The sequence below is a fragment of the Paenibacillus phocaeensis genome, from assembly GCF_900021165.1.
In the GTDB taxonomy this organism is placed as follows: Bacteria; Bacillota; Bacilli; order Paenibacillales; family Paenibacillaceae; genus Fontibacillus; species Fontibacillus phocaensis.
Map to the genome: position 1 here is coordinate 509,320 of NZ_FCOQ01000018.1, position 16,521 is coordinate 525,840.

Annotated in this window: 13 protein-coding genes; all 13 read left to right on the plus strand. The window is 54.6% G+C overall.

All coding sequences use genetic code 11. From position 1 onward, the window contains the following. Positions 1-97: 97 nt before the first annotated feature. The 13 genes from BN3795_RS12350 (at position 98) to BN3795_RS12410 (ending at position 16,516) form a co-directional block, all read left to right on the plus strand. Positions 98-1,030 (plus strand): ABC transporter permease, encoded by a 933-nt coding sequence (locus BN3795_RS12350; RefSeq protein ID WP_068784955.1) that lies wholly within the window; start codon positions 98-100, stop codon positions 1,028-1,030. 5 nt (positions 1,031-1,035) lie between these two features. After that, the gene (locus BN3795_RS12355; RefSeq protein ID WP_068784956.1) at positions 1,036-1,998 is read left to right on the plus strand and encodes an ABC transporter permease; all 963 of its coding nucleotides are present in this window, start codon (positions 1,036-1,038) and stop codon (positions 1,996-1,998) included. 12 nt (positions 1,999-2,010) lie between these two features. After that, positions 2,011-3,006, plus strand: coding sequence for an ABC transporter ATP-binding protein (locus BN3795_RS12360; protein ID WP_068784957.1), 996 nt, complete (start codon positions 2,011-2,013; stop codon positions 3,004-3,006). Then, positions 3,003-3,944 (plus strand): ABC transporter ATP-binding protein, encoded by a 942-nt coding sequence (locus BN3795_RS12365; RefSeq protein WP_068784958.1) that lies wholly within the window; start codon positions 3,003-3,005, stop codon positions 3,942-3,944. The genes BN3795_RS12360 and BN3795_RS12365 overlap by 4 nt, the downstream gene beginning before the upstream one ends. Positions 3,945-4,112: 168 nt before the next feature. Then, on the plus strand, positions 4,113-5,750 hold the full coding sequence (bshC, locus tag BN3795_RS12370; RefSeq protein ID WP_068784959.1) for a bacillithiol biosynthesis cysteine-adding enzyme BshC: 1,638 nt from the start codon (positions 4,113-4,115) through the stop codon (positions 5,748-5,750). Between the two features lie 12 nt (positions 5,751-5,762). Then, positions 5,763-7,031, plus strand: a complete 1,269-nt coding sequence (locus BN3795_RS12375) for an adenosylhomocysteinase (protein WP_068784960.1) — start codon at positions 5,763-5,765, stop codon at positions 7,029-7,031. A gap of 255 nt (positions 7,032-7,286) precedes the next feature. Continuing rightward, the gene (gene mraZ / locus BN3795_RS12380) at positions 7,287-7,724 is read left to right on the plus strand and encodes a division/cell wall cluster transcriptional repressor MraZ (RefSeq protein ID WP_068784961.1); all 438 of its coding nucleotides are present in this window, start codon (positions 7,287-7,289) and stop codon (positions 7,722-7,724) included. A gap of 71 nt (positions 7,725-7,795) precedes the next feature. Then, positions 7,796-8,770: a 16S rRNA (cytosine(1402)-N(4))-methyltransferase RsmH gene (gene rsmH / locus BN3795_RS12385; protein ID WP_068784962.1), complete on the plus strand. Its 975-nt coding sequence runs from the start codon at positions 7,796-7,798 to the stop codon at positions 8,768-8,770. Beyond that, positions 8,771-9,223, plus strand: a complete 453-nt coding sequence (locus BN3795_RS12390) for a hypothetical protein (protein WP_232729920.1) — start codon at positions 8,771-8,773, stop codon at positions 9,221-9,223. It begins immediately after the preceding gene. A gap of 19 nt (positions 9,224-9,242) precedes the next feature. Further along, positions 9,243-11,489 carry a penicillin-binding transpeptidase domain-containing protein gene (locus BN3795_RS12395; protein WP_068784963.1) on the plus strand — a complete coding sequence of 749 codons (2,247 nt, stop codon included), beginning with the start codon at positions 9,243-9,245 and terminating at the stop codon, positions 11,487-11,489. Between the two features lie 85 nt (positions 11,490-11,574). Then, positions 11,575-13,539 (plus strand): stage V sporulation protein D, encoded by a 1,965-nt coding sequence (locus BN3795_RS12400; protein WP_068784964.1) that lies wholly within the window; start codon positions 11,575-11,577, stop codon positions 13,537-13,539. A gap of 89 nt (positions 13,540-13,628) precedes the next feature. Continuing rightward, positions 13,629-15,119: a UDP-N-acetylmuramoyl-L-alanyl-D-glutamate--2,6-diaminopimelate ligase gene (locus BN3795_RS12405; protein WP_068784965.1), complete on the plus strand. Its 1,491-nt coding sequence runs from the start codon at positions 13,629-13,631 to the stop codon at positions 15,117-15,119. Beyond that, positions 15,116-16,516, plus strand: coding sequence for a UDP-N-acetylmuramoyl-tripeptide--D-alanyl-D-alanine ligase (locus tag BN3795_RS12410; protein ID WP_068784966.1), 1,401 nt, complete (start codon positions 15,116-15,118; stop codon positions 16,514-16,516). Before BN3795_RS12405 ends, BN3795_RS12410 begins: the two co-directional genes overlap by 4 nt. The last annotated feature ends 5 nt before the right edge of the window (positions 16,517-16,521 follow it).

Here is a 16,521-nt window from a genome sequence, read left to right on the forward strand (position 1 = left end):
TTGCGTCCTTATACAAATATATGGAATAGACAAAGTAGTTCTTTTCACCTAAAATCGATATATGTCGAAATTTTATAAGAAGGAGGTGTGAACGGGCATGGTACGTTATATCGCCAATAAGTTTTTTTACATGTTGGTTTCGCTGTTTGTTCTTATATCGGCTACCTTCTTTCTGATGAAAGCTATTCCAGGGAGCCCTCTGACGTCAGAGAAACAAGTGCCTCCGGCCATCAAGGAACGCTTAATTGAACAGCTTGGACTCGATAAGCCCGTTTATCAGCAATATTTAAAATATTTGGGTGACATTGCGCAGGGTGATTTGGGAATTTCCATGAAAATGATTAACCAGGATGTATCCCACATCATCGGTCAAACGTTTTCAGCGTCTTTGAAGCTTGGGGCGGTTGCCATCGTAGTTGCGTTAATCGTTGGGGTACTGCTTGGTATGTTGGCAGCGCTGTACCATCGCAAATTGATCGACAATGTGGCGATGGTGTTAGCGGTGCTGGGCATCGCGGTACCTAGCTTCGTGGTAGCATCTTTACTGCAGTATGTGTTTGCTTCGAAGCTGCACTGGCTGCCGACGATGGGCTTCAAGGGGCCGATGTATTACGTGTTGCCTGTAGCTGCCTTAACGGCGCAACCGATTGCGTTTATCGCGCGATTAACCCGTTCTAGCATGCTTGAGGTCTTGCACGCCGATTATATCAAAACGGCCAGGGCGAAAGGCTTGGGCTGGATGGCGATCCTGTCCCGCCATGTCATCCGCAACGGGATTATGCCGGTGATCACGTATGTGGGACCGATGACGGCGAATATTGTGACCGGTTCCGTGGTTATCGAACAAATCTTCGGGATCGGCGGCATCGGCAAGCAGTTCGTGCAAGCCATCAGCGTCCGCGATTATCCGCTGATTATGGGGATAACGATCTTCTATGGGGTGTTGCTGATGGTGGCTCGCTTCATTACGGACATTCTCTACGTGCTTGTAGATCCGAGAATTAAACTTACGAAAGGGAAGGAGGGATAATGCGCATGGATACGAATCCGATCAAAGTGATGCCGACTCCGGTCGATCTGACAGCGGACGATTTCCGCAAAATCGGAACGGACGAGAAAGAAGCCGAAGTGATTCAACGCGAAAGTATTTCCGCTTGGCGTGACGCTTGGCAACGTTTGCGCAGCAACAAGCTGGCGATGACGGCATTGGTCATCTTGGCGCTGATTACGTTAACCGCGATTATCGCTCCTTTGCTCATCGGCAAGATTTACGGCTACAACTATTATTCGAACGATCTTTTAAATACGAACAAAGGGCCATCATCTACGCACTGGTTTGGCACGGATGACCTTGGCCGAGATATGTTCATCCGGACCTGGATGGGGGCGCGCATTTCCCTGATCGTTGGTCTGGCGGCAGCGTGTATCGACCTCTTGATCGGCGTCATTTACGGCGGAATCATGGGATACTTTGGCGGCCGCGTCGATGAAATTATGAATAAATTCTCAGAGATTTTATATTCCATTCCTTACTTGCTCGTTACGATTCTTCTGCTGGTCGTGATGGAGCCAAGCTTGGGAACCATTATCCTGGCTTTGACGATTACCGGTTGGATTAACATGTCGTGGATCGTCCGCGGCGAAATCATGCAGTTGAAAAACCGTGAATATGTGCTGGCTTCCCGCTCGATGGGTGCAGGACATGGACGCCTGTTGTTCCGCCACCTGCTGCCAAATGCGGTTGGCCCGATCATTGTTACGGTGACGTTGTCCGTACCGAACGCCATTTTCGCTGAAGCATTCCTTAGCTTCCTTGGGTTGGGCGTACAAGCTCCGATTGCCTCGCTGGGCTCGATGATCAACGATGCTTTGACCGGTTGGTTGTATTACCCTTGGCGCATGCTGTTCCCGGCGGTTCTGATCAGCTTGATCATGCTGGCGTTCAACATTTTCGGCGACGGTCTTCGCGACGCGCTGGATCCAAAATTGAAGAAATAGGAGGTGGAATGAATGGAGCCGATTTTACAAGTCAAAGATTTGCATGTTTCCTTCCAAGTCAAAGGTGGAGAAGTGAAAGCCGTCCGCGGCATGAACTTTGAAGTAGGGAAAGGTGAAACGGTTGCGATCGTCGGCGAATCCGGAAGCGGCAAAAGCGTCACGGCCCAAACGATTATGCGCCTGATTCCATCCCCTCCTTCCATCATTAAGCAAGGTGAAATTATTTTCCAAGGGCAAGACCTGTTGAAAAAGAGCAACAAACAAATGGAAACGATTCGCGGGAAAGATATTGGCATGATATTTCAGGACCCGATGACCTCCTTGAATCCTACGATCAGAGTAGGCCGACAAATTACTGAAGTATTAATCAAACATCAGAATATGTCAGCGGGTGAAGCGAAGAAACAGGCGATCGAGATGCTCAAGCTTGTTGGCATTAAGAATGCGGCAGCCCGCTTTAACCAATATCCACACGAATTCTCCGGGGGCATGCGGCAGCGCGTCATGATCGCGATTGCTCTCGCTTGCCGGCCTTCGTTGCTGATCGCGGACGAACCGACGACAGCGCTCGACGTAACCATCCAGGCGCAAATCATGGATGTGATGAAAGAGATGCAATCCCGTCTTGGAACCTCCATCATTTTGATTACTCATGACCTTGGCGTTGTCGCTGGCATGTGTGACCGCGTCATCGTTATGTATGCCGGTGAAGTGGTGGAAACCGGGACGAAATGGGAGATCTTTAAAAACCCGCAGCATCCTTATACCAAAGGTTTGTTGCGTTCGATGCCTCGTTTGGACCAAAAGAAAGGCGAACCGCTTATTCCAATTATCGGCACGCCGCCGGATTTGATTAAGCCGCCGATCGGTTGTCCTTTTGCGGCCCGCTGCGATCAGGCGATGAAGATTTGCGAACGCATCGATCCCGGTGCGACCGTATTCAGTGAAACCCATATGGCCCGTTGCTGGGATCTTCATCCGATGGCCAAGGAGGTACAGTCGTCATGAGCAAAGACAAAACCTTGATTGAAGTCGAAGGTCTCAAGAAATACTTTAACGTCGGCGGCGGTAACGTGCTGAAGGCCGTTAACGACATCAGCTTTTCGATCGCCGAAGGCGAAACGCTTGGCCTCGTTGGTGAATCGGGCTGCGGTAAATCGACCGCAGGCCGCACGATTCTGCGCTTGTATGAACCGACAGCCGGCAGCGTCCGCTTTAACGGCGTGGATATCAACAAATTGCCGCCGAAGAAAATGAAAGCGATGCGCCGCGACATGCAGATGATCTTCCAGGATCCGTATGCCTCGCTGAATCCGCGGTTTACCGTGACCGATATTATCGGCGAAGCGCTGGACATTCACGGTTTGGCCGGTTCCCACGCAGAACGCAAGAAACGCGTTGAAGAATTGCTGGATATGGTCGGTCTGAATCCGGACCATGCGACGCGTTATCCGCATGAGTTCTCCGGCGGTCAGCGCCAACGGATCGGGATCGCCCGCGCACTTGCGGTGAATCCGAAGTTCATCATCTGCGACGAACCGATTTCGGCTTTGGACGTATCCATTCAGGCGCAGGTCGTTAACTTGCTCGAGGATCTTCAAGAACGTCTGGGGTTGACGTATCTGTTTATCGCGCATGACTTGTCCATGGTTAAACATATCAGCGACCGGGTTGCTGTAATGTACCTGGGCCGAATCGTGGAGTTGGCAGAGAGTGAAGAGCTGTATGCCAACCCGATGCACCCTTACACGAAAACCCTCTTGTCCGCGATTCCGATCCCGGATCCGGAGGTTGAAGCCAACAAGAAGCGGATCCATTTGGAAGATTCCGCGAGCGGCCCAATCGGCAAGGAAGGTGCTGCAAGCGGCGGGTTGTACGACTTGGATAACTCTGAACTGGTTGAAGTGTCCAAGGGACATTTCGTCTCCATGCCGAAAAAAGGCTGATTGAACCTGTGAGCTCCCGCAACCGCAATTGACGGTTGCGGGAGTTTTTTGCGCCTATTCGTTACGGAAAGTTAGAAGTTCTGCAAAAGTAAGGATTTCTTTGACGGAGCAGCCGGACATCCGGTACAATCAAGGAAGGTTTTGATGCAGACAGGAGGACGCTACCGGATGAATGTCGTTCAAGAGCAATTATCGTTCGCGGGACCGCTGGCTGAAGTATACGTCAACCAGTTCTCCGCGGTTGAGTCATTATATGAGAGCGACCCGGGCCAGGCCGATTGTTGGGCTGAACGGGCCCTGTGGTTAGATCAAACGGAGCATACGCGCGTAGATCGGAAAGCCTTGGCTGCCCGGCTCCGAGAATATAACGGGCTTTATAACCCGGACCCGTCCGTCCAACGGGCGATCGATCAACTGGAGTTGCCCGGGACGGCGGTGATTGTCGGCGGGCAGCAGAGCGGGTTGTTCACCGGGCCGCTGCTTGTGGTCTACAAAGCCGTGACGATTCTCAAAGCGGCGAAGGCGGCTTCAGCCCAACTCAACCGCCCGGTCGTGCCGGTGTTCTGGATCGCCGGCGAGGATCACGACTGGGAGGAAGTCAATCATGCTTATGTGTTATCGCCGGAGCTGCAGGTGCGCCGGATCCGCATGCACCGGGGAGCGATGGACCGGCTGCCGGTCAGCTTCACGAAGGTGAGTGCCGAGGCTTGGGAGAAGGCCCTGTCGGAGCTGGAGTCGCTGCTTCCCGACAGCGGGCACAAGGCGGCGATCATGGAACTGGTACGAAGCTCGTGTGCGGATGCGGATCATCTGACGGCAGGTTTTGCCAAGCTGATCGGAGCCTTGTTCGGAAAACACGGCCTGGTGCTGCTGGATTCGTCGGATCCTGAGCTGCGCCGATTGGAAATCCCGGTGTTCGAGCGAATGATCCTGCAAAATGAGGAGCTGGAGTCGGCCTACCACGAGACGGTCCGCGACATGGCGGGGCTGGGGTACGAACCTTCCGCAGAAGTCGCTGAAGGCGGAGCCAATTTATTCTACATCAGCGAGCGGGAACGGCTGCTGTTGTTTAAGCGGGAGGGTCGGTTTGAAGATCGCAAGGGGAAGGTCTCTTTTACAGCAGACGGGCTGCTGGCGGAGCTGCAGGAACATCCGGAGCGGTTCAGCAACAATGTATTAACTCGTCCGTTAATGCAGGACAGCTTGCTGCCTGTGCTGGGCTCGGTTCTGGGACCCGGAGAGATCGCCTATTGGGGACTGACGCGAAAGGCGTTCCGCAAGCTGGGGCTGAGAATGCCGCTGCTGTTGCCGCGGGAGGCTTTTACCGTGGTTGATGGCACATTGCAGAAGTATATGAAGAAATACGAGCTAAGCTGGCATGAGGTGAAGGACGCTGAAACCTTCCGAAGCAAACGCGAAGCGTGGCTTGCCGCGCAGGAGCGGATGCCGGTCGATCAGCGGTTTGATGAAGTTGTTGCGGCGTTTGAGGCGTTGTACAATCCGCTGCTTGAGGAATTGGCCGGGGTGCAAAGCGGGCTGTCCCGAATCGGGGCGGTGAACCGGGGCAAGATCATCGACCAAATCGAATATTTGCGCGGCAAGACGAAGGATGCGATGGAGCAAATTCATGCGACCGGCTTGCGCCATTTTGACCGAATTCAATTAACGCTGTTCCCCTTGAACAAGCCGCAGGAGAGGGTTTACAATCTCTTGGATGCTTTGAACCGGTATGGGATCGATTGGATCGAAGACCTGATGGATATTCCTTATGAGTTAACTGGCAAACATCGAATTATCTATTTATAGGAGGCGGAGTAAATGAGTTCACAAGCGATTCAAAACAGCATCATTACCGATCTGAAGCTGGCGCCAGAGGGTCATTTGAAAATCGATTGGGTGGAAGCCCACATGCCGGTGCTGAACCGGGTCCGCAAGCAATTTGAGGCAGAGCAGCCGTTTAAAGGACTGAAAGTGACGATCTCGCTTCATTTGGAAGCCAAAACGGCTTATTTGGCCAAGGTTGTACAAGCGGGCGGGGCCGAGGTGACGATTACCGGCAGCAATCCGCTGTCGACGCAGGACGATGTGTGTGCGGCATTGGTTGAAGACGGCGTTACCGTCTATGCCAAATATAACCCTGAGCCGGAAGAATACAAGGCATTGTTGATCAAGGCGCTGGAGACGAAGCCGGATCTGATCATCGATGACGGCGGCGATTTGGTCTCGATTTTGCATGCGGAGCGGACGGACTTGCTGGAGAACGTGCGGGGCGGCGCCGAAGAGACAACCACCGGGATTTTGCGTTTGAAAGCGATGGACAAGGACGGACAGCTTAAATTCCCGATGGTAGCGGTGAATGACGCTTATTGCAAATACTTGTTCGACAACCGTTACGGCACCGGTCAATCGGTGTGGGACGGGATTAACCGGACGACCAACCTGGTCGTGGCCGGCAAAACCGTCGTTGTGGTCGGTTATGGCTGGTGCGGCAAAGGCGTAGCGATGCGGGCTAAAGGATTGGGCGCGAACGTGGTCGTCACGGAAATCGACGCGATCAAAGCGGTGGAAGCTGTGATGGACGGCTTCCAAGTGATGCCGATGCTGGAAGCTGCAAAAGTCGGCGATTTCTTCATCACCGTTACCGGCAACCGCGACGTGATTCGCGGCGAGCATTATGATGTGATGAAGGACGGCGCGATTTTGTCCAATGCGGGGCACTTCGACGTCGAAGTGAACAAGCCGGAACTTGCGGAGCGTTCTGTCTCCGTTCGTACGGTGCGCCGCAATATCGAGGAATATCAGCTGAAGGACGGACGGAAAGTGTATCTGCTGGCCGAAGGCCGATTGGTCAATCTGGCCGCAGGCGACGGGCATCCGGCGGAAATCATGGACATGACGTTTGCATTGCAGGCGTTGTCCTTGAAGTACGTGAATGACCGTTATCAGGAGATCGGTAAGGCGGTGGTAAACGTGCCTTATGAACTCGACGAGAAAGTGGCCCGCTTCAAGCTGGAAAGCCTGGGGGTAAGCATCGACACCTTGTCGGCCGAGCAGCGCGCTTACCTGGATAGCTGGCAGGAGCATTAACTGTTCATCATTCAGCAAACAGGACTATCTTGTGCAGAATAATCTGCCGGGATAGTCCTTTTTTTGTCGTGATTTCCTGAACCTCCTTGAAACAGCGGCAATCGCTGGCCAAGCGAATTCCAACATCGCGCTCACCTCCCGCCAAAAAAAATTATGAACAATAGAAGGATTTTCTCCTTCTATGCAGAATAGTTACATATCACAGTGGTGTAAAGTGGTGTAAAGTGGGGGAAAGAGGTAAGGAGTGAGTCACCAATGTTTATGGGGGAATTCCAACATAGCATTGACGATAAAGGCCGGATTATCATCCCGGCCAAGTTTCGTGATCTCCTCGGCAACTCTTTCGTGGTCACGCGCGGCTTAGACCAGTGCCTCTTCGTCTACCCGATGCAGGAGTGGGAAGTGCTGGAGCAGAAGCTGAAAGCCCTGCCGCTGATGAAATCCGACGCCCGCGCGTTTACCCGCTTCTTTTTCTCGGGGGCGACGGAATGTGAATGGGATAAACAGGGAAGGGTAAACTTGCCAAGCAATCTAAGGCAGTATGCCAAGCTGGAGAAGGATTGCGTTGTCCTGGGCGTGTCGAACCGGGTAGAAATATGGAGCAAAGACACGTGGGAGCAATATTTCCAGCAGTCGGAAGATACCTTCAATGAAATTGCAGAGAAACTGGTCGATTTCAACTTCGATCTTTAAGTGTGTGTTCATAAAGATGACTTTTTTGAACAACCACTTTAAAAATGAATTCAGGTTTGGGGGCGTAAGTCTTGTTCCATCACATCACGGTACTCAAAGAAGAAGCGACAGAAGGGCTGCGCATCAAGCCGGACGGCATTTACGTGGATTGTACGCTAGGGGGCGGCGGCCACAGCTCGGTGATCTTGTCCAAGCTGGGTCCAAGCGGAAGGCTGATTGCCTTCGACCAGGACGACTGGGCGCTGGACAATGCCAAAGAACGGCTCGCAGCCTATGCGGATAAATTAATTTTGGTCAAAAGCAATTTTCGTTATATCGAGCAAAAACTGCTGGAAATCGAGGGCGTGCCGCAGGTAAACGGGGTTCCCCAGGTGGACGGCGTATTGTTTGACCTTGGCGTGTCCTCTCCCCAATTTGATGAAGGGGAGCGGGGATTCAGCTACAACGCGGACGCTCCGCTCGACATGCGGATGGATCAATCGGCGCCGCTGACGGCACGGGAGATTGTGAATACGTGGCCGGAACGCGAAATCGCTCGTATCCTGTTCCAATACGGTGAGGAGAAATTTTCCAGGCGCATCGCCAGGGTCATCGCGGAACGGCGCGGGCAGGAGCCGATCGAAACGACCGAGCAACTCGTCGAACTGATCAAGGAAGGGATTCCGGCGGCCGCGAGACGGACGGGCGGACATCCGGCCAAACGCAGCTTCCAGGCGCTGCGCATCGCCGTCAACGACGAGTTGGGCGCCTTTGAGGAAGGGCTGCATGCAGCGATACGCTGTTTGGCGCCGGAGGGCCGAGTTTCCGTCATCACCTTTCATTCGCTTGAGGATCGAATCTGCAAGCAAATTTTCGCAAGCTATGTGGAGAAATGTACCTGCCCGCCCGATTTTCCCATGTGTGTGTGCGGCGGCAAAGGTTCGCTTAAATTAATCAATCGGAAACCGCTGGTTCCGTCGGAACAGGAGCTGGCCGATAATCCGCGGGCCCGCTCGGCAAAATTGCGCGTGGCGGAGAAATTGCAAACCAGTGTGGAGGTATCGTAAATGGCTTATACGCGTGGAAATCTGGCAGTTAAAGAGAAGCAAGCGGAACGCAGCCATCAGCCGCAGCGTTACCGGGAAACGACAAAGGTGGTCACCCGCCGATCGCCGCTGCCGGTTCGCGAGAAGCTTTTGTATATGATGACGGTGATGTTTTGCGTAGCGGTTATGGGCGGTCTGTTATGGCAAAATGTGTCACTTTACAACATCAAACGTCAAATGTTTAATTTGAATACGGATATTCAGGCGATCAATGCAGAAGTAAAGGAATTGGCCATCCAGAAAGAGAAGCTGGAGGAACAGATTCCGGCGAAGGCGAAGGAGCTCGGATATGTCCAGCCGGAAGTGGAAGGATTCCATGTCCAGGTTCCACCAGGAATGCTGGAGAAGGACGGCGTTAGCGAGGATACCGAGACGGCGGAAGCGAAGGAAGGCGTGGCTACGGCCAAGAAATAAAGTCTAAAGAGGTTTTGCCATGATCAAGCGAATAAAGCTTCGAACACTGCTGATAGGGGGATGTATTACCCTCTTTTTTGCTGTATTGATGGGTAGAGCGTTTTGGCTGCAGGTGGTGCAGGCGGATTTCTGGCAGGCGCATGCCGAGGTGTTATGGTCGACCAAAAAAACGCTGCCGGCGACGCGGGGAACGATTACCGATCGGAACGGCGACGTTCTGGCGGTAGACGCCCCGGCCTATACGGTTGCCGTTAATCCGGAGCTTATTAACAAATATGGTCTTCAGGACGAGGTGGTCCAAGGGCTCGGCAAAGTTCTCGGGAAAGACGAAGGCGAGCTGCGGGCCATTGTCAACGCCAAGAAGGAGTCCGGCGAGTTCTTTACGCAACGCGAAGTGCGGAATGAGGGCTGGAAAATTGACCAGGACCTGCGCGACCAGGTGCAAGCTTTCATCAACGAGCTGAAGACAGAACATGAGAAAATTCAGGACATCGGCATTTATTTGATCAAGGATCAGAAACGGTATTATCCGCATGAAAGCATCGCCTCCCACGTGTTGGGATACCTCGACCGCGAAGGGAAAGCCGTATCCGGGCTCGAGGCCTACTTCGACGAACAGCTCGAAGGCGTCGACGGCTCGATTGAGTACAAGCGGGACGGGCGCGGGATTGAAATTCCGAAAGCCAGCGAAATCTATAACCCGCCCAAAAACGGAAACAATCTGAAGCTGACCCTCGATTACACGATTCAGTATTATATCGAGCAGGCGATGAAGGAAGCGTATGATCAACTGCAGCCGATCAGTATGACCGTCATCGCAGCCGATCCGAAGACGATGGAAATTCTCGGCATGGCGAATATGCCTACCTACAACCCCAATGAATATTGGGCGGATGTCGATCAGAAGAACTTCTATAACCATGCGATCAAATCGGTCTATGAACCGGGCTCCACGTTCAAAATCGTAACCTTGGCCGGGGCGGTGCAGGACGGTTTGTTTAATCCAAACGCCACGTACAAGTCCGGGAACATTCGGGTGCCGGGGCAAACGATCCATGACTTGAAGCGATCCGGCTGGGGCGAGATCACTTATTTGGAGGGCGTCAAGCGCTCCAGTAACGTGGCGTTCGTCAAGCTGGGCTACGAAATGCTGGGGCCGGAACGGCTGAAGACGTACGTCGACCATTTCGGATTCGGGAGAAGGACCGGCATCGAACTGCCGGGCGAGTCCAAAGGGATCGTGGATCCGGTTCAGCAAGCCGACTTTGCGGCCATGGCTTACGGCCATGGCAAGCTGCTCGTTACGCCGCTGCAGCAAATTGTAGCGGTATCGGCAATCGCCAACGGCGGCAAGCTAATGGAACCTCATATCGTCAAATCGATTGCGGATCCGCAGACGGGAGAGACGTTGAACACCAAACCGAAAGTGGTCGAGCAGGTCATCTCTCCGGATAAGGCCAAGGAAGTCGGAACCTATTTGGAGCAGGTTGTCTCCGACCAAAAAATCGGCACCGGCCGCCACGCCTACATTGAAGGCTATCGGATTGCCGGCAAGACGGGGACCGCGGTTAAAGTTGTCAACGGCAAATACGATTATACGAAGCAGGTCGTTTCGTTTATCGGTTACGCGCCGGTGGATGATCCGAAGATCGCCGTGATCGTTCTGATCGATGAACCGAAGGATTCCGAGCTGGGCGGGGGAACCGCGGCAGCTCCGGTTTTTAAGAAAATCGTAAATCAAACGCTCCAGTACATGGGAGTTCCGAAGCAAGTGGAAGGCGGCGCGGCGGATGGCCGGACGAAAACAGTTGCCTCGGGTCCGAAAGTCCCTGATGTGGGCGGGCTGTCGGTGCTACAAGCCAAGGACAAGCTGTCGGCAAGCGGTATTTCCTACGCGACTTACGGGAAAGGAACCGAGATCATTTCCCAGTTCCCCAAGGCGGGCAGTACGCTGAAATCCGGGCAATTCGTTTACCTGCTCACGGAGAAAGGGTCGGACATCAATGTGCCGAACCTGCAGGGCGAATCGCTGCGCGATGCCATGGAAATATTGTCCGTGCTGCAGATTCCGGTCACGGCGAAAGGCGAAGGATACGTCGTTTCGCAGGAAGTCGTCAATGAAGACGGGGGCAGACGCGTGATTCTTACGTTGGAACCGCCCGACAAGGAGGAAGCTCCCCCCGGCGACGAGCAGACAGAAGAGGCAAGCGACGCCGGCGATGAAGGCGGCAATACGGGAGAGGATACAACCCAGGACTCACCATAGCTTGTTCTAACCCCTGGTTGTCCTGAATAGTCATGTGATGAGTACAATCATGATGATGTGTCAGGATGGGTTAGGGGGGCGACCTGTGAAAGTATCCAAGTTTACCGTCAGACGAAGACTGTTCTGGCTGTTGATGGTGTTGTGTTTGCTGTTTGCGGCGCTGGCCGTACGTCTTGCCTATGTTCAAATCGGGAAGGGCGCTGAGTTGTCGGCCAAAGCGGAGGATTCCTGGCGCCGCAATATCCCTTATTCGGCGAAACGCGGCGAAATCAGCGACCGGAACGGCAACGTGCTCGCTTATAATATTACGACGCCAACGGTCATGGCCATTCCGGTGCAGATCAAGAACCCGGAACAGACGGCCAGAAGCCTGGCGCCGCTGCTTGGAATGACCGAGGATTCGGTTCTGAAATCGATCACCAAGAGACAATCCATAGTCAGGCTGCAACCCGGCGGACGCAAAATTACGATGGAAAAAGCGCAGCAAATTCGTGATTTGGCTCTTCCGGGTATTGTTGTCGCCGAAGACAACAAGCGCTACTACCCGTTTGGGGGGCTGGCAGCCCATATTCTGGGGTTCACCGGAGGGTATAACCAAGGGCTGACCGGCGTGGAAAGCAAATACGACAGCCTGCTCAGCGGCATGAACGGCAGCGTGTCTTATCTGTCCGATGCCGGCGGACGACTGATGCCGGGTTCCTCGGAGAAATATGTGGAGCCCAAGGACGGCTTGAATTTAACGCTGACGATCGACAAAACGATCCAAAGCATCATTGAACGTGAGCTGGATCAGGCCATGGACCGGCTGCAAGCCAATTCCGCGCTGACGATCGCGATGGATCCCAAAACGGGCGAGATCCTCGGCATGGCGGCCAGACCGGGGTACGAACCCGGTGCCTATCAGGAATATGATTCGGCCGTGTATAATCGGAATTTGCCGATCTGGATGACGTACGAGCCGGGCTCCACCTTCAAGATTATCACCCTGGCGGCAGCGCTTGAGGAGAAGAAGGTCGATCTGCTGCATGACCGCTTCTTCGATCCCGGGTATGTCAAGGTGGGCGGAGCGACGCTGCGCTGCTGGAAGAAAGGCGGCCACGGCAGCCAAACGTTCCTGCAAGTCGTGGAGAATTCCTGCAACCCCGGATTTGTAGCCTTGGGTCAACGGTTGGGGAAAGAAACGCTGTTTCAGTACATCAAAAATTTCGGTTTCGGCAGCAAAACCGGGATCGACCTGAACGGGGAAGAAAACGGGATTTTGTTCAAGCTGCCGCAAGTGGGGCCGGTTGAACTGGCGACGACTTCGTTCGGGCAAGGCGTCTCGGTCACTCCGATTCAACAGATCACCGCGGTATCCGCGGCGATCAACGGGGGCAAGCTGTTTAAGCCTTATGTAGCCAAGTCCTGGACAAATCCGGACACCGGCGAGGTGGTTTCGGAGACGAAGCCGCAGCTGGTGCGGCAGGTCATTTCGGAGGAGACTTCGAAGCAGATCCGCACAGCGCTGGAAAGCGTCGTTGCCAACGGGACCGGCGGGAACGCGTTTATCGACGGGTACCGGGTCGGCGGGAAAACAGGGACGGCACAGAAGGTTGTAAACGGACGTTATTCGCAAAATGAGCATATCGTCTCGTTTATCGGCTTCGCCCCGGCGGACGATCCGCAGATCGTCGTATACACCGCCGTGGATAACCCGCAGGGCATCCAGTTCGGCGGGGTCGTCGCAGCGCCGATCGTTCGCAACATTATGGAAGATGCGCTGGAGTATATGAAGGTTCCGCCGCGCCAACAGCAGGTGGCCAAGAAATACAAATACGGAGAGACGCCGATCGTTACCGTGCCGGACCTGATTGGACATACCACGCAGGAGATCTATGAGGATATGAACATGAACTTCAATCTGGCAAGATCCGGCGCCGGCAACGTGGTTATCAATCAGGCTCCGAAAGCTGGATCCCGGGTGGAGAAGGGCTCGACCATCCGCATTTACATGGGCAGCGAAGCCGATGCTGAACAACAGCATGATCATAATCCGCTCACAAGTGAATAATATTCCTGAACTAAGCAATTTTTGGTGATAATATAGAAGAAGTGTAATTCACTCATAGAGCATGTAGTTGAAAGACGGAGGGGTAACCGATGCGGCTTAAGGAACTGGCAACATATTTAATGACTTCACAGATACGAGGGGATGGGGAAACGTCCTGTTCGGGAATCGCCATCGATTCACGCAAGGCGCAGCCGGGGGATCTGTTCATCTGCCTTCCCGGGCATACGGTGGATGGTCACGATTATGCCCGGCAGGCTGCGGAGCAGGGAGCGGCCGCGCTTGTGGTAGAACGCTGGCTGGATGGCGTTGCACTTCCGCAGCTTAAGGTGAAGGACAGCCGGCTGGCGATGGCGGTGCTCGGGGACGTGTTCTTCGGATCGCCAAGCTCGCGTCTGAAGGTGATCGGAGTGACCGGTACGAACGGCAAGACGACCACGACTTATCTGATCGAGCGGATTTTGCAGGATCAGGGCCGGGAAACGGGCTTGATCGGCACGATTCAGCGCCGGTTTGCCGGGCAGACCTATCCGATGTCAGGGACGACGCCGGAAGCGCTTGAGCTGCAGAAATATTTATATGACATGACTGAAGGCGGCGGAGCGTATTGCGTGATGGAGGTCTCTTCCCATGCATTAGACCAGGGCCGCGTCAAAGGGACCCGCTTCCGTACGGCTGTATTTACGAACTTGACCCAGGATCATCTGGATTATCATAAAACGATGGAAGACTACCGCGGCGCCAAGGCGTTATTCTTCTCCCGGCTTGGCAATACGTATGCCGAGAACCCGGAGGAACGCAGCTACGCGGTGCTGAATGCGGACGATCCGGCGAGCGCTTATTTCGCCAAGCAAACGGCGGCTGAAGTGATTTCTTACGGCGTGGAGCAGGAGGCGGACGTGCGGGCTTCGAACATCTCCATCACCGCCCGGGGGACGTCGTTCCATGTGGATACGTTCCGCGGCAGCGCGGATATCTCCCTGCGGATGGTTGGCAAGTTTAACGTATACAACGCGCTGGCCGCCATTTCGGCGGCGCTGCTGGAGGGCATTCCGCTGGAGCGGATCAAAGCCAGCCTGGAATCGGTCCGAGGCGTCGAGGGGCGGGTAGAGGCCGTTGACGAGGGCCAGGAATTCGCCGTGATCGTCGATTATGCCCACACGCCGGACGGATTGGAGAACGTGCTGCGAACCGTCAACGAATTCGCGAAAGGCCGAGTGATTTGCGTGTTCGGCTGCGGCGGGGATCGGGACCGTACGAAACGGCCGATCATGGGACGCATTGCCGCGAAATACGCGCAGCAGGTAATCATTACTTCCGACAACCCGCGAACCGAAGATCCGGATGCGATCCTGCGGGATATTGAGCAGGGGCTGGTCGACGACGGGGTGGATCGGGCGCGTTACGAGCTGATCGTTGACCGCCGGGAGGCCATCCAAAAGGCTATTGAAATGGCAAGCCGTGAGGATGTAGTATTGATTGCGGGGAAAGGCCATGAAACCTATCAATTGGTCGGCTCCAAGGTGCTCGATTTTGATGATCGAATCGTAGCAAAAGAAGCGATAAGGGGTTTGGCAAAGTGATTAATCGAAATTTAGCGGAAATTGCCGCGATGTGCGGCGGACAAATTCGGGATGCCGGCGATGCCGATATCCGGGTGCAAGGCGTGGTGACGGACTCCCGGCAAATTACGCCAGGCTGCTTGTTCGTACCGCTTGCAGGGGAGAGATTCGACGGCCACGATTTCGCCGCAGACTGCCTGCAGGCCGGGGCAGGCGCTTGCCTGTGGGCCAGATCCAAGGGGACGCCGCCGGGTCCGGCAGTGCTTGTGGACGACACGCTGGCCGCGCTGCAGGCGCTGGCCAAATCGTATTTGGCCGACACCGGGGCCAAGGTCGTCGGCATTACCGGCAGCAACGGGAAGACCACAACCAAAGACCTGGTCTACGCTCTGTTGTCTACGACTTACCGAGTGCATAAAACCAAAGGCAACTTCAATAACCATATCGGTCTCCCGCTGACGCTCCTGGCCATGCCGGAAGATACGGAGATTGCCGTGCTCGAGATGGGCATGAGCGGCCGCCATGAAATCGAGCTGCTCTCGAAACTGGGCGAACCGGAAACGGCGGTGATCACCAATATCGGCGAATCGCATCTGCAGCAGCTGGGTTCCCGGGAAGAGATCGCCAGGGCCAAGCTGGAGATCCTTGCCGGTATGAAGTCAGGGGGGCTGTTGATCTACAATGGGGACGAACCTCTGATCCCTCAGGTATTGGCCGAGCCGTCTACCGCGAAGCCGCAAGGACTGCATACGGCAACGTTTGGGCTTCGTCCGGAGAATGACGCCTATCCGACCGGCATTCTGCACACGGATCATCGGACCTTGTTCACGCCGTACGGCAGTGAAGGCGAGCCGATTGACCTGCCGCTGCTGGGCGAGCATAATGTAACGAACGCGCTTGCTGCCATTACCGTTGCCCGTCATTACGGCGTAAGCGAGGCGGCGATCCGCGAAGGCTTCGGGAAGGTCGAGCTGACCGGAATGCGCATCGAGGTGATTACCGGTCTGAGCGGCATCACAATCCTGAATGACGCGTATAACGCCAGTCCAACTTCCATGAAGGCGGCCATCGGCGTGCTGAACCATATGAAGGGCTACCGGAAGAAGGTTGCGGTGTTGGGCGATATGCTGGAGCTGGGCGCTTCCGAAGCGGAGTATCACCGCGAAATCGGCGAGCTGCTCACGCCGGGCAAGGTGGATCTGCTGTTTGCCTACGGGCCGCTCTCCCGCCATCTCGCTGAAGGGGCCAAGAAACAGATGGACCCGGATGCCGTTTACGCATATACTGATAAGTCTGAACTGATCCGCAAGCTGGTTTCACTGCTGCATCCGCAGGACGTTGTCTTGGTTAAGGCCTCCCGAGGGATGAAACTCGAAGAGGTCGTCGAGGCGGTTAAAACTAGCGAGCTGACACACTAATACCG